General features: G+C 73.1%; 11 protein-coding genes. 5 read left to right on the forward strand and 6 right to left on the reverse strand.

Annotated features, from left to right (window positions below; translation table 11 throughout):
• Positions 1–60: 60 nt before the first annotated feature.
• A complete protein-coding gene (locus tag NBW76_RS11350) occupies positions 61–1,980 on the forward strand; it encodes a CocE/NonD family hydrolase (protein WP_056554501.1) in 1,920 nt (639 codons plus the stop codon).
• Positions 1,981–1,992: 12 nt separating this feature from the next.
• Here the strand turns inward: NBW76_RS11350 and NBW76_RS11355 are convergent, their stop codons facing one another.
• The gene (locus NBW76_RS11355; protein ID WP_055967940.1) at positions 1,993–2,859 is read right to left on the reverse strand and encodes an acyl-CoA thioesterase II; all 867 of its coding nucleotides are present in this window, start codon (positions 2,857–2,859) and stop codon (positions 1,993–1,995) included.
• Between the two features lie 106 nt (positions 2,860–2,965).
• On the opposite strand from NBW76_RS11355, the gene NBW76_RS11360 reads away from it, so the two are divergent.
• Positions 2,966–3,628, forward strand: a complete 663-nt coding sequence (locus NBW76_RS11360) for a hypothetical protein (RefSeq protein WP_056554497.1) — start codon at positions 2,966–2,968, stop codon at positions 3,626–3,628.
• A 36-nt stretch (positions 3,629–3,664) separates the two neighbouring features.
• Here the strand turns inward: NBW76_RS11360 and NBW76_RS11365 are convergent, their stop codons facing one another.
• From NBW76_RS11365 to NBW76_RS11380, 4 genes are read right to left on the reverse strand one after another with little or no spacing between them, the layout of a single operon-like run.
• Positions 3,665–4,567, reverse strand: coding sequence for a PAC2 family protein (locus NBW76_RS11365; RefSeq protein WP_055967934.1), 903 nt, complete (start codon positions 4,565–4,567; stop codon positions 3,665–3,667).
• Positions 4,568–4,577: 10 nt separating this feature from the next.
• Positions 4,578–6,467 (reverse strand): 1-deoxy-D-xylulose-5-phosphate synthase, encoded by a 1,890-nt coding sequence (dxs, locus tag NBW76_RS11370; protein ID WP_055967931.1) that lies wholly within the window; start codon positions 6,465–6,467, stop codon positions 4,578–4,580.
• Between the two features lie 46 nt (positions 6,468–6,513).
• A complete protein-coding gene (locus NBW76_RS11375; protein ID WP_055967926.1) occupies positions 6,514–7,017 on the reverse strand; it encodes a flavin reductase family protein in 504 nt (167 codons plus the stop codon).
• Between the two features lie 50 nt (positions 7,018–7,067).
• On the reverse strand, positions 7,068–8,822 hold the full coding sequence (locus tag NBW76_RS11380) for an alkaline phosphatase (protein WP_235492958.1): 1,755 nt from the start codon (positions 8,820–8,822) through the stop codon (positions 7,068–7,070).
• A gap of 130 nt (positions 8,823–8,952) precedes the next feature.
• On the opposite strand from NBW76_RS11380, the gene xylB reads away from it, so the two are divergent.
• From xylB to NBW76_RS11395, 3 genes are read left to right on the forward strand one after another with little or no spacing between them, the layout of a single operon-like run.
• Entirely contained in the window at positions 8,953–10,347 is a 1,395-nt protein-coding gene (gene xylB / locus NBW76_RS11385) for a xylulokinase (protein ID WP_055967924.1), read from the forward strand.
• 44 nt (positions 10,348–10,391) lie between these two features.
• Positions 10,392–11,552, forward strand: coding sequence for a xylose isomerase (xylA, locus tag NBW76_RS11390; RefSeq protein WP_055967922.1), 1,161 nt, complete (start codon positions 10,392–10,394; stop codon positions 11,550–11,552).
• Between the two features lie 2 nt (positions 11,553–11,554).
• Positions 11,555–12,703 carry an ROK family protein gene (locus tag NBW76_RS11395; protein ID WP_056554491.1) on the forward strand — a complete coding sequence of 383 codons (1,149 nt, stop codon included), beginning with the start codon at positions 11,555–11,557 and terminating at the stop codon, positions 12,701–12,703.
• A gap of 22 nt (positions 12,704–12,725) precedes the next feature.
• On the opposite strand, the gene NBW76_RS11400 is transcribed toward NBW76_RS11395, so the two are convergent.
• Positions 12,726–13,955 carry an ROK family protein gene (locus NBW76_RS11400; RefSeq protein ID WP_056554490.1) on the reverse strand — a complete coding sequence of 410 codons (1,230 nt, stop codon included), beginning with the start codon at positions 13,953–13,955 and terminating at the stop codon, positions 12,726–12,728.
• Positions 13,956–13,958: the final 3 nt, after the last annotated feature.

Here is a 13,958-nt window from a genome sequence, read left to right on the forward strand (position 1 = left end):
CGGCAGTGACGTGACGGGCGTCTCCTCGTTGGACCTCCTGGACCCCAGGAGGAGCCCGTCATGACCCGTCGCACCACACGTCGTCCCCTCGCCGTCGTCGCGGCCGCCCTGGCCGCGACGACGGCGCTCGCGCTCTCGAGCGTCCCTGCCTCCGCGGCGGCACCCTCGCCCGCCTCCGGTGCACCTGCCTGGTCGGTGGCCGCGGCAGCGGGACCCGCGCAGGCCACGGGTGCGTGGTCGCCACGTCCCGAGCAGTACCCGACGACGACCACCGAGCGTGACCTGGCGATCCCGATGTCCGACGGGACCGTCCTGAGGGGCAACCTCATGCGGCCGGTCGACGCAGCCGGACGCGTCGAGACCCGTCGGCTGCCGGTGGTCGTCACCATCACCGCGTACAACAAGAACGTGCAGGACCAGGCCGGCGGGCTGGGGGGCGGCGACGGCTCCTACCTGGTCAAGCGCGGGTACCTGCAGCTGACCGTCGACGCCCGCGGGACGGGCAGCTCGGCCGGGACCTGGTGCGCCTTCTGCTCGCGGGAGGGCAAGGACTTCGGCGAGGTCATGACCTGGGCCGCGAAGCAGTCCTGGTCGAACGGCAGCACCGCCATGCGAGGGCCCTCCTACATGGGCATCGCGCAGATGTTCGCGGCCGCCGACCGACCGGCCGGCCTCGAGGCGATCTTCCCGCAGGTCCCGGGCGCGGACGTGTACCGCGACGTGGTCGCCTCCGGCGGCGCGCTCGACGTCGGGTTCATCCCGCTGTGGATCGGTCTCGTCAACGGCACCGCGATCATCCCGCCCTACCTCTCCGCCACCGACCCGGCCGGAGGCCTCGGGACCCTCGTCACGCACCTGCTCGGCAACGGCGCCTTCAGCCTCGACCTCCTCGTCAGTGCCCTCGGCGGCGGTGAGCCCGCCTACGACGGCGCGTTCTACACGCAGCGCTCCCCCATCGAGGTGGTCTCGAGGATCACCACGCCCACGTTCCTGGTGGCCGGTGAGTACGACCTCTTCCAGCGTGGGACTCCCCTGCTCTACGAGAACCTCCAGCGTCGAGGCGTGCCCACCAAGATGATCGTCGGCCCGTGGGACCACCTCCAGGCCTCCGGCGGCCAGGGCCTCGAGTCGGCCGGCTACGGCAGCCTCGGCGAGCTCCAGCTCCGGTGGTTCGACCACTACGTCAAGAAGCTGCCGAACCAGCGACTCTCCGACATCGCCGGGCTCAGCTACTTCGAGCAGGGCAGCGGACGCTGGGTCCGCGGCACGGAGTGGATGCCGTCGAGCCTCACGCCGCGCACGTTCCGCCTCAGCGGGACCGCCCGGACCGCCGGGTCGGCCGGAGGCCTGACCACGGGGACGCCGACCGCCGGCCGGACGACCGTGCCCGCCATCCCCGTCCAGGGGCTGTGCAGCCGGTCCACCAACCAGTGGACGGCCGGCGTCGTCGGACTGGTGATGCCCGACCTGCCCTGCTTCACGAACAACCAGTTCAACGACACCCTCGGGCCGGTCTTCGAGACCGCACCGCTGACCTCCGACGTCGTCGTGCACGGCCCGCTCAATGCCCGGCTGTACACGTCGACGCCGACGGGCGACGGGATGCTCTCGGTCACGATCTCTGACGTGGCGCCCGACGGGACCGTCTCACGGCTCACCGGCGGCTGGCAGGTCGTGTCCCACCGGGCCCTCGACACGACGCGTTCCCGCTACGTCCGCGGCACCCTGGTCCAGCCTCACCACCCGTTCACGAAGCAGGCCCAGGCGCCCCTGGCCGCCGGCACCGTCGCCCCGGTCGACGTGGAGGTGTTCCCCACGCGCGCCCGACTGGCCAAGGGGCACCGCCTGCGGGTCTCGGTGCAGGGGTTCGACGTGCCGCACCTGCTGCCGACACTGGGATCCCTGCTGCCATCGCTGGCCCCGATGACCGTCCACACGGGCCCGCAGCACCCGTCGGCGCTGACCTTCGGGACCCCCTGAGCGGCGGTCCGCTCAGGAGCGACGGCGACGGATCAGGCCCTCCTGGGCCACGGTGGCCACCAGCGTGCCGTCCTCGGTGAACACGCGGGCCGTGCTGAGCCCGCGCGCGCCGGAGGCGGACGGCGACGTCTGGTCGTACAGCAGCCACTGGTCGGCACGGATGGGCCGGTGGAACCAGATGGTGTGGTCGAGCGAGGCCGGGACGACCTCCGGGGATCCGATGAACTGTCCATGCGGGATCAGCGCGACGCCGAGGAGGCTGAAGTCGCTGATGTAGACGAAGGCCGCCGTGTTGACGATGCGCGAGTCCGGGAGCGTGCCGTCGGCGCGGAACCAGAGTCGTTGGACCGCGGGGACGCTCTGCCGGGTCGGGTCGTCCTCCGGTCGGTTGTCGCCGATGTAGCGCAGGTCGAAGGACGACCACTCCCGCTTCCAGGTGTCGACCTCGTCCGGACGGACGGCACGGATCACCTCGAGCAGCGGTGTGGAGTCCGCCGGCGCGGGGACCGTGGGCATGACGTCCTGGTGGTCCCAGCCCTCCTCGGCCTTCTGGAACGAGGCGGTCATGTAGAAGATGGTCTCGCCGTGCTGGCGTGCGGCCACCCGGCGCGTGGTGAAGGAGCCACCGTCGCGGACGTTCTCGACGTCGTACACGATCGGGATCGACGGGTCACCGCCGAGCAGGAAGTAGGCGTGCAGGGAGTGGATGTAGCGGTCCTCGGGAACCGTCAGCTGCGCGGCCGTGACCGCCTGCGCGGCCACCTGACCACCGAAGACGCGGGTGAGGCTCGATCCTTCCGGCTGCCCGCCCCGATAGAGGCCGACCTCCAGGGGTTCGAGGTCCAGGAGGGTCACGAGCTGGTCCAGTGAGGCGGGCACGCCGAGATCGTATCGACTCGAGGCCTCACCGACGCCACGACCCGACGCGACGGCCTCGCCGCAGCGGCGACCCGGCGTCCAGGCACATCACCTAGAGTTCACACAGATGTCCGTCGCTCCCGCTCCCGCGCGCCACCCCGTCCCGCAGCTCGTCCGCACCCTGGACCTCGTCGCGAAGGCTGCCCTCGTGCTGCTCCTGGCGCTGGCCATGTCCGCGCCGGACCTCGGCAACATGGCCGACAAGGCGGCCGGTCTTCGAGCCGTCGCCTACCCGCTGCTCTCGTTCACCGTCCCGGTGGTCTGGTGGATCTTCTGGCGCGAGCGTCGTCCGTTCCCCTGGGCGGCCGACCTCATGGTCACCATCACCTGCTTCACCGACGTCCTCGGCAACCGGCTCGACCTCTACGACCGCATCGTCTGGTTCGACGACTGGATGCACTTCATGAACACCGGCCTCCTCGCGGCTGCGTTCATCCTGCTCACGCTGCCCCGCACGGCCACCTTCGGCGCCACCTTCGAGCGGTCGCTCGCCTTCGGGGTGCCGGCTGCGGTGTTCTGGGAGATCGCGGAGTACTTCGCCTTCATCAGTCGGTCCAGCGAGCGCCGGAGCGCCTACGGGGACACGCTCGCGGACCTCGCGCTGGGCTCCTTCGGCTGCGTCGTCGCCGCGATCGTCGTCCACGGACTCCGGGGGCGCGGTCGGCGCTCGGGGCCCACCGGCCTCCTGAGCACGCATCCCGTGCCGGCAGCCGACGCAGGCGGCACCTGAGCCGGAGCCGGAGCCGGGCCGACCCTCGTGGTCGGGCTATCCCTCGTCGTTCTTGCGCTGCCGCGCCAGGAACTGCTCGAACTGGTCGGCCAGCTCCTCGCCGCTCGGGATCGAGTCGTCGTCGGCGAGCAGCGACTGGGCCGCTCCACGGGTGAAGGCGTCGTACTGCTCCTCCAGCCCCGAGAGCACCTCGGCGCCGCCCTGCTCGGCGATCTGCCGCTCGATGTCGGCCACCGTGGCGCCCTGCACCGCGCGGATCGGGTCGAGGTCGAGGTCGAGCCCGGTGCGGTCGACGACCGCCTCGAGCAGCGCCAGCGCGGCCGGCGGGTAGTCGACCTGGGTGAGGTAGTGCGGGACGTGGACCACGTAGCCGGCGCTGTCGATGTCGCGCTGCGTCAGCCGGTACTCCAGGAGCGACTGGGCGGACGACGGCACGCGCACCTCGGCCTGCCACAGGTTCTTGCGGTCGACGAGCTCCGGTCGCGAGCCGTGGGCCGTGATCATGGGCGGCCGCGTGTGCGGGACGCCCATCGGCACGGCACCCAGGCCCAGGGTCAGGCTGACGTCGAGGTCCTCGACGACCTCCTGCACGCCGTCGACGAAGGACTCCCAGCGGAAGTCCGGCTCGGGACCGGCGAGCACCAGGTACGGCGTGCCGGAGCGGTCGTGCTCGCGCACGATGTCGAGGCGCGGCTCGTCGTAGTCGACGTAGTGGTCCTGCCGGAACGTGATCATGGGCCGACGGGCACGGTAGTCGTAGAGCTCGTCGACGTCGAAGCTGCGCACCACCTCGCCCCGTCCGCTCACGAGGTGCTCGGCCGCGATCCGCGAGGCCCCACCCGCCGTCAGGAAGCCGTCGAGGGCATGGATGAGGACCGGTCCGTCGCCACGCGGCGTCGGGTCCTGGGATTCGGGGTCACGTCGAGAGGGCCACTTCATGGTCAAGGCCTCACGGCTCGAGATTGTTCCCGACGACCCGCTGCCAGGCGGCACGGGTGTCGGCGGCCACGGCATCGGGCGTGAGCCCGAGGCGCTCGAGGATCACCGGGCGCTTGGCGTGGTCGAGGAACTCCTGCGCGACACCGTGCACGCGGACCGGCACGTCGCTCTCGACGTCGCGCAGCGCCTGCGTGAACGCGGCACCCACACCGCCGATGCGACCGTTGTCCTCGATGGTGACCACGAGGCGGTGGGACGCCGCGAGCGCGACGACGGCCGGGTCGAACGGCTTGACCCAGCGGGGGTCGACGACCGTGACGCCGAGTCCTTCGGCGGACAGCCTCTCGGCGGCTCCGAGGCCCACGGGCACCATGGATCCCGCGGCGAGGACGAGCACGTCGTCGGACTCCCCGCGCGCGAGGACGTCGGCGGTGCCGACCGTGTCGATCGCGTCGACGTCGGCGGGCACGGCGCCCTTGGCGAAGCGGACCACCGTGGGGGCGTCGTCGACGGCCACGGCCTCGCGCAGCAGCTCGCGCAGCCGCGTGCCGTCGCGGGGCGCGGCGAGCCGCAGGCCCGGGACGATCTGCAGCATCGACATGTCCCACATGCCGTTGTGGCTGGCGCCGTCGTCACCGGTGACCCCGGCCCGGTCGAGCACGAAGGTCACGCCGCATCGGTGCAGGGCGACGTCGAGGAGCACCTGGTCGAAGGCGCGGTTGAGGAACGTGGCGTAGACGGCCACCACCGGGTGGAGGCCCGCCATGGCCATGCCGGCCGCGCTGGTGGCGGCGTGCTGCTCGGCGATGCCGACGTCGAACACCCGGTCGGGGAACTTGTCGGCGAAGGCGTCGAGGCCGACGGGGTAGAGCATGGCCGCCGTGATGCCGACGACGTCGGGGCGTTCGTCGGCGATCCGCACGACCTCGTCCCGGAACACCGAGGTCCAGCCGGCGGGGGCGACGGAGACCGCGTCGCCGGTCTCACGGTCGAAGGGCGGGGCCTGGTGCATCTGGTCGTTCTCGTTGGCCACCGCGATGTCGTAGCCCTGCCCCTTGGTCGTGAGCACGTGCACGAGGACCGGCCCGCCGAACCGCTTGGCCAGCGTGAGGGCCTGCTCGAGCGCCGCGCGGTCGTGACCGTCCACCGGACCGACGTACTTGAGGCCGAGGTCCTCGAACATGCCCTGGGGCGCGAGGGCGTCCTTGACGCCCTTCTTGATGGCGTGCAGGGCGCCGTACGCCGCAGGTCCGACCGGTCCGCCGCGGTTGAGCCGGTCGCGGATGGCGCTGAGGGCAGGCTCGTAGCGCGGGTTGGTCCGGATGTCGGTGAGCCGGTTGGCGAGGCCGCCGACCGTGGGCTGGTACGACCGGCCGTTGTCGTTGACCACGATGACGAGGCGCCGGTCCTGAGAGGCGGCGATGTTGTTGATCGCCTCCCAGGCCATGCCGCCGGTCATGGCGCCGTCGCCGATGACGGCCACCACGTGGTCGTCGCGGCCGAGGACCTGGTTGGCCCGCGCCATGCCCTCGGCGTAGGAGAGGCTCGTGGACGCGTGCGAGTTCTCGACCCAGTCGTGCTCGGACTCGCCGCGGCAGGGGTAGCCCGACAGGCCACCCTCCTGGCGCAGCGTGTCGAAGTCGCCGGCGCGCCCCGTGACCATCTTGTGCACGTAGGCCTGGTGCCCGGTGTCCCAGACGACGCGGTCGCGCGGGGACTCGAAGACGCGATGGATGGCGAGGGTCAGCTCGACCACGCCGAGGTTGGGTCCGAGGTGACCGGCGTGCGCGGCGACCGCGTCGATCGTCCGCTCGCGGATCTCGTGCGCGAGGGTCTCCAGCTCGGCGTCGGACAGGGCCCGCAGGTCCGCGGGGCCGGTGATCTGGTCGAGCAACGCCATTCGGTCAGTCTAGCGATCCCGTCCCACCCCCGCCGTCTGCCTCCGCTCAGGTCCGGTAGCGACCCCGCACGTGCGTCAGGGCCTCCCCGTCCCGCAGGTCGACGTGCTCGACGGTGCCGGCGAGCAGCAGCCCCCAGCCCTCGCGACGCGGCTCGGTCGCGTCCAGGCGCACCCCCACCCAGCCGACGGCGTCGGCGAGCCGCGGGCCCCAGGGGCCGTCGTCCCAGGCCCCGAGGGTGAACGGTCCTCCCGGGGCCGGTGCGGTCCCTGCGAACGCGTCGGCGAGGAAGGCGTGGTCGGGCCCGAGCACGTTCACGACCACCGTGGTCGGCCGCGCGTCCCAGAGCGTCGACTCCTCGTCCACGAGGGCCAGGACCCTGGGCGGATCGCCGGCGGCGAGCAGCAGCGAGGAGACGGTGAGGCCGACGCGCGCCCGCCCCTCCCCTGCCGCCCACACCGTCACGGCGGCGGGCAGGCGTCCGCGCAGACGACGGAATCCGTCCCGGTCACCCTCGGGGGACGCGAAGGGGTGCTCGTCGTGGATCGTCACCTCGCCAGCCTAGGCCCGCCACCTCGTCCCCCACCGCGTGAGCCGTCGCCTCAGTCCGGCCGGTCCGTCTCCCGCTCGATCGTCTCGCGCGTGTCCTGCTCGGCCGACCTCCCGGCGAACGTCCGGGCTCCGGGCACACCGCGGTCCTGCACGAGGTTCAGCCCGGGGACCCGGTCCTCGACCACGAAGGTCGCCCTGGTGAAGGCCTCGGCCCCCGGCGCCCGGACCTGGGCGAGGCAGCGGAACTCCGCCGTCATGTCCTCGGGCGTGATCCTGGTCCTGACGTACCCGCGGAGGTTGTTCTGGAGGCGCAGGTGCGGGTTCCACCGCAGCCAGGCGTGCCCGTCCACGGGCCCGTCCGCCCCGTTGCCGCCCGAGGTGATCGACGAGCACACCAGCTCGGTCCCGACGCTGCGCGTGGTGGGGTCGTCGTAGTCGAGCTTGAGCTCGCCGGCCCAGTGCGCGTGCACGTCCCCGGTGAGCACGACCGGGTTGCGCACGCCGGCGTCGACCCAGCCGCGGGTGATCCGGTCGCGTGAGGCCCGGTAGCCGTCCCACGCGTCCATCGAGACGGTCTTGACCGGCCCGTCGGTGCTGTCGCGCTGGGCGAAGAAGACCTGCTGGCCGATCACGTCCCACCGGGCCCGCGACCTGCGGAAGCCGTCGAGGAGCCACCGTTCCTGGGCCGGGCCCACGATCGTGCGGTTCGGGTCGACCGCGGCCGGGCAGTCGGCCCGGTAGCCGTCGCCGCACCCCTGGTCGTCGCGGAACTGCCGGGTGTCGAGCATGTGGAACGACGCGAGCCTGCCCCAGTGCAGACGCCGGAAGAGCTGCAGGTGGTCCCCGCGCGGGATCGAGGAGCGTCGCAGCGGCATGTTCTCGTAGTAGGCACGGAACGCGGCTGCACGCCGGGCGGCGAACCCGGGCGTCTCGAGCGGGTCCTCCGGGGTCCCACCCGCCCAGTTGTTGTCGACCTCGTGGTCGTCCCACACGACGAGCCAGGGTGCGGCGGCGTGCGCGGCCTGCAGGTCGGCGTCGGCCTTGTACTGCGCGTGGCGCTGGCGGTAGGAGGCGAGGTCGACCGTCTCGGGCCCCTCGTGGTTGCGCACGTTCCCACCCGGGGCCACGTAGTCGTTCGCGGTGTACTCGTAGAGGTAGTCGCCGAGGTGCAGGACCAGGTCGGGCCGGTCCTCGGCCAGACGTCGGTACGCGGTGAAGAACCCGTGCTCGTACTGGGCGCACGACGCAAACGCCATGCTGAGCGACGTCGGCATGCTGCCGGCCGAGGGCGACGTCGTGGTCCGTCCGACGGTCGAGACGTGGCGCCCCGCACGGAACCGGTACCAGTGCTCACGGCCGGGGTCGAGGCCGTCGACCTCGACGTGCACGCTGTGCGCGTCACGCGGCAGGGCCGTCACGCTGCCCCTGCGCAGCACGCGGCGGAACCCCTCGTCGGCGGCGACCTGCCAGCTCACCTCGACCGGACGCGGGGGCATCCCGCCGAGCCCGTCGGCTGCCGTCGGGTCGAGCGCGAGCCGGGTCCAGAGCACGAACCCGTCGGGAACCGGGTCGCCCGACGCGACGCCGAGCGTGAACGGCGACCGTCGCAGGGAGACCGCGTGGGTGCGGCGGTCGACGGCGGCCCCCGAGGCCGTCGTCGGTCGCACGGCGACGGCGGCGGCGCCGAGCGCCAGGCCACCGCCCAGGAGCCGACGCCGGGAGGCGGTGGCGGCGGGTCCGGTCGGGTCGGTCCGAGGGCCTGCCTGCGACACGGGGACGGGTGGACGAGGGCTGGAGTGGCTCACGCCGCTCATCGCAGCGGCACTGGGTGAACGCCGTCCGACACGGAGGGAAGCGTCGGTGGTCCGAACGGCGTCGTGACCTGGGACACGTCCGCGCTTGACTTTGTTCGGACACTGAACGAATAATCGGGACATGCCCCTCGTGCTTGGCGTCGACTCCTCGACGCAGTCCACCAAGGCGCTGCTCGTCGACGCCGACGACGGCACCGTCGTCGAGTCGCGCACCGCCCGGCACCCCGAGGGCTCGAGCGTCGATCCCCGCGCCTGGCTGGCCGCCTTCGACGAGGCCGCCGGGCCCCTGCTGCCGCGGGCGGCAGCGCTGGCCGTCGGTGGGCAGCAGCACGGCATGGTGGCACTCGACGCCGACGACCTCCCGGTGCACGACGCCCTGCTCTGGAACGACACCCGCTCCGCCGGCGCCGCGGCGGACCTCGTCGAGGAGATGGGTGGCCCCGCCGCGTGCGCGGAGGCCGTGGGCAGCGTGCTCGTGGCCTCCTTCACCATCACCAAGCTGCGCTGGCTCCGCGACCACCGGCCCGACGCCGCACGGCGGACCGTCCGCGTGATGCTGCCGCACGACTACGTGACCTGGCACGCCTCGGGTCAGCGGGCCGAGCCCGTGACCGATCGCGGCGACGCCTCCGGCACGGGCTACTACTCCGCCGTCGACGACGCGTACCGGGCCGACCTGCTGGAGCTGGCGCTCGGCCGCGTCCCGCACGTGCCGCGGGTCGCCCAGCCGGCGGAGCAGGTGACGACGACCGCCGACGGGTGCGTCGTCGCCGCGGGCACCGGGGACAACATGGCCGCGGCCCTCGGTCTCGGACTGGTGGCCGGCGACGTGTCGCTGTCGATCGGCACCTCCGGGGTCGCCTCGGCGGTCAGCGAGAAGCCCGTCGCCGACGCGACCGGCGTCGTCACCGGCTTCGCCGACGCGACCGGCCGGTACCTCCCCATGGCCACCACCATGAACGCCGCGCGCATCCTCGACCTGCACGCGAGGCTTCTCGGGGTCGACCACGACGGCCTCGCGGACCTGGCCCTCGCCGCACCGGCCGGCGCCCACGGGCTCACGGTCAGCCCCTACTACGCCGGCGAGCGCAGCCCGAACCGTCCGGACGCCACCGGCACCTGGGCCGGACTGACCCCCTCGACGAGCCGCGAGGACGTCGCACGGGCTGCGGTCGAGGCCCTGCTCTGCTCGCTCGCCGACGCCCTCGAGGCGGTCGCCCAGGGCTTCGACAGCCCCGGCACCGTCGAGCGGGTGCTGATGATCGGTGGTGGCGCGCGGAACCGCGCCGTCCAGGCCCTGGCGCCGGCCGTGCTCGGCCGAGCGGTCACGCTCCCGGGCGACGCGGAGTACGTCGCCCTCGGCGCGGCCCGACAGGCCGCCTGGTCGCTCTCCGGCTCCGCCGAGCCGCCGGTGTGGGCGCTGCCCGAGAGCCGCGTGCTCGAGGCCGCCCCCCTCCCCCACGTCCGTGACGCCTACGCCTCGTTGCGCGAGCTCACGGCGCCCTGGACCACCTGACCTCCCTTCACGACCGACCACCCGAACCCCTCGAAAGGCCTGACATGACCGTCCCCACCCCCGTCCCCACCGACAAGTTCTCCTTCGGCATCTGGACGGTGCAGTACGCCGGCCGCGACCCCTTCGGCGAGCCCACCCGCGCGGCGATGGACCCGGTCCACGCGCTGGAGAAGCTGGCCGAGCTCGGCGCCTACGGCGTCAACTTCCACGACGACGACGTGGTGCCCTTCGGCTCCTCGGAGTCCGAGCGCGACGCGATCCTCGACCGGTTCCGCAAGGGCCTGGCCGAGACCGGGCTCGCCGTGACGACCGCGACCACCAACCTCTTCGGCCACCCGGTCTTCAAGGACGGCGGCTTCACGTCCAACGACCGCGCCGTTCGCCGGTTCGCCCTGCGCAAGGTCATGCGCAACATCGACCTGGCCGCCGAGCTGGGCGCCCAGGTCTACGTCTGCTGGGGCGGGCGCGAGGGCGCCGAGAGCGGTGCCGCCAAGGACGTGCAGGCGGCACTCTCGCGCTACAAGGAGGGCTTCGACCTGCTGGGCCAGTACGTCGTGGACCAGGGCTACGACCTGAAGTTCGCCATCGAGCCCAAGCCCAACGAGCCCCGCGGCGACATCCTGCTCCCCACCATCGGGCACGCGCTCGCCTTCATCGACAGCCTCGAGCGCCCCGAGATGGTCGGCGTCAACCCCGAGATCGGGCACGAGGAGATGGCCGGGCTCAACGCGGCCCACGGCTACGCCCAGGCGCTGTGGCACGGGAAGCTGTTCCACATCGACCTCAACGGCCAGTCGGGGCCGCGCTACGACCAGGACTTCCGCTTCGGCGCCGGCAACGCGCGTGGCGCGTTCTGGATCGTCGACACCCTCCTGCAGGGCGGGTACGACGGGCCGGTGCACTTCGACTTCAAGACCCCGCGCACGGAGGACGAGGACGGCGTGTGGACGGCGGCCGCCGCCTGCATGACCAACTACCTCGTGCTGCGCGAGAAGGCCCTGGCCTTCCGTGCCGACCCCGAGGTCCAGGAGGCGCTCGGCGCAGCGCGTGTGCCCGAGCTCTCCGAGCCGACGCTGGCCGCCGGCGAGACCTGGGCCGACCTGCAGGCCGAGACCGGCGAGGACCCCGAGGTCCTCGGCGCCCGCGGCATGGCCTTCGAGCACCTCGACCAGCTCGCGCTCGAGCACCTGTACGGGGTGCGCTGAGCATGCCCCCGGCCGCCCCCGACCAGCTGCGCCGGGCCAACACGGCGCTCGTCGTCCGCACGCTGCGCGACGCCGGCCCGAGCAGCCGCACGTCGCTGGCCCGACGCACCGGTCTGGCCAAGGCCACGGTCGGGGCGATCGTCGGGGAGCTGTCGGAGCGGGCTGTCGTCGTCGAGGGAGACGCGTCGTCGCAGGGCCGGGGCCGACCGTCCCGGCCGGTGGAGCTCGCGGCGGGCTCCGTGCTCGGCCTGGGCCTCGAGGTCAACGTCGACTACGTGGCCGCCGCACTCGTCGACCTCGCCGCCACGCAGGTCCTCACCACGACGCGCCAGGTGCCCGACGGTGCCGACGCGCTCGAGACCCTGGTCGAGCTCGCCCTCGAGGTCGCCGACCAGGCCCCCGGGCGCATCGTCGGGGCACACCTCGCCGTGCCGGGGCTGGTGGAGCGTGACCACGCCACGGTCGCGCTCGCGCCGAACCTCGGCTGGACGGGCACACGGCCCGGTGACGTGCTCGCTGAGGCGCTGGGCGTCACCGTCCTGGTGGACAACGACGCCAACCTCGCCGCGGTGGCCGAGTCGACGCACGGAGCCGCCCAGCAGTCCGTCTCGACGCTGTACATCACCGGGACCGTCGGCATCGGCGCCGGCATCGTGCAGGACGGCCGCCTGGTGAGGGGATCGGGATTCGCCGGCGAGGTGGGCCACATGCCGATCGGCGACCTGGGTCGCCGCTGCGCCTGCGGTCGGCAGGGGTGCTGGGAGACCACCGTGGGACTGCGTGCCGCGCTCGCCGCCGTCGGGATGCGAGCCTCGGGCACTCCGATGGAACGTGCGGCGAAGGTGGCGGCGAGGGCTGAGACCGACGCCGACGTGGCGACCGCGCTGGACGTGCTCGGCGCGCAGCTCGGTCACGGACTGGCCACCCTGTGCACGGTCCTGGACCCCGAGGTGATCGTCCTCGGTGGCTACTTCCAGCCGCTGGCCCCATGGATCCTGCACAGCGCGCAGGACGTGGTGCACCGACGGCTGCCCGCAGCCCACCACCAGCGCCCGGACGTCCGGGTCGGCACGCTCGGGATCGAGGCCGCCGCCCTGGGCGCGGCCGAGCAGGCCCTCACCGACGTGCTCGAGGGCTCCGTCGCGCTCTGAGGACCCGCCGGTCGTGTCGTGCTCAGGCGACGCTGAGCGCTGACTCGACGTCGACCTGCGCCGCCGCCAGGCAGGTGACGGGGTCCGCGAGCAGCCGCTCGAAGGCCGTCTCGGCCGCACCGACGAGCACGGCGTCGGCGCCGAGTCCCGGCAGCTCGATCCGCACCAGCTCGCGCGGCGCCACGAGGGCGGTGTCGTGCAGCGTGCGGTCGACCTCGTCCTGCACGTGCGGGTACAGCGAGCGCAGGAAGCCGCCGAGGACGACGACCCGCGGGTTGAGCAGGTTGACGGCGTTCGCGAGCCCACGGCCGAGGAGCCGACCGACCTCCCGCAGGTCGTCGTCGACCTCCTGCAGCCCGTCGAGCATCTCCCCCAGGGACCCGACCCGGTCCGGCGGGCAGCCGATCGCCTCGGCGATCGCGTGCGCGCCGACCTGGGTCTCCCAGCACCCTCGGTTGCCGCAGTGGCACTCCCGGCCGGCGGGGTCGAGGGACATGTGCCCGATCTCTCCGGCGTACCCACCCGCACCCACCAGTCGATGGCCGTCGACGATGACGCCCGCACCGACGCCGACCTCGCCGGACAGGTAGACGAGGTCGGCGACGTCGACCCCGGCACCCCGCAGGTGCTCGGAGAACGCCCCGAGGTCGGCGTCGTTGCCGAGCTCCACCGGAGCGATGCCGCCCAGCCGGTCCGACATGATCGCGCTGAAGGGCACGTCACGCCAGCCGAGGTTCGGGGCCAGCCGGACGAGACCGTCCGAGCGTCGCACGACGCCCGGCACGGCCATCCCGACGCCGACCAGCGCACTGCCCGGTGAGGCGTCGCGCACGACCAGCCGCAGCATGGCCATGACCGCGTCGGCCACCGCGTGCGGGTCGCGCGACGCGGGGATCGGACCCGTGGCCCTGGCCAGGATCGCGCCGCCCAGGCCGACCCGCGCGACGGTGAGTCCGTCGACGCGGACGTCGACCGCGAGCACGTGCGCGCCGTCCTGGGTCGGCACGACGTCCGGCGACGGGCGCCCGGCGCTGCTGCGCACCGCCTCCGACCTGACCTGCTCGGCCAGTCCGAGCCCCTGGAGCTCGGTGACCAGCCCGGCGATGGTGCTCCGGTTGAGCCCCATCGCGGACGTCAGGTCGGACCGGGAGACCCGGCCCAGCAGGTGCACGTGGCCCAGGAGCGTGCCCAGGTTGTGGCGCCGGACGGCCTCCTGGTTGGTGCCCGCCCCGGACCGCGCGCTCGTCTGCACGAC

Source organism: Aeromicrobium sp. Leaf245 (assembly GCF_942548115.1).
Taxonomy (GTDB): domain Bacteria; phylum Actinomycetota; class Actinomycetes; order Propionibacteriales; family Nocardioidaceae; genus Aeromicrobium.

Coding starts and splice junctions, on each gene's coding strand:
- NBW76_RS11350 (WP_056554501.1), top strand. CDS start 61: ATGACCCGTCGCACCACACGTCGTCCCCTCGCCGTCGTCGCGGCCGCC.
- NBW76_RS11360 (WP_056554497.1), top strand. CDS start 2,966: ATGTCCGTCGCTCCCGCTCCCGCGCGCCACCCCGTCCCGCAGCTCGTC.
- NBW76_RS11365 (WP_055967934.1), bottom strand. CDS start 4,567: ATGAAGTGGCCCTCTCGACGTGACCCCGAATCCCAGGACCCGACGCCG.
- dxs (WP_055967931.1), bottom strand. CDS start 6,467: ATGGCGTTGCTCGACCAGATCACCGGCCCCGCGGACCTGCGGGCCCTG.
- xylB (WP_055967924.1), top strand. CDS start 8,953: ATGCCCCTCGTGCTTGGCGTCGACTCCTCGACGCAGTCCACCAAGGCG.
- xylA (WP_055967922.1), top strand. CDS start 10,392: ATGACCGTCCCCACCCCCGTCCCCACCGACAAGTTCTCCTTCGGCATC.
- NBW76_RS11395 (WP_056554491.1), top strand. CDS start 11,555: ATGCCCCCGGCCGCCCCCGACCAGCTGCGCCGGGCCAACACGGCGCTC.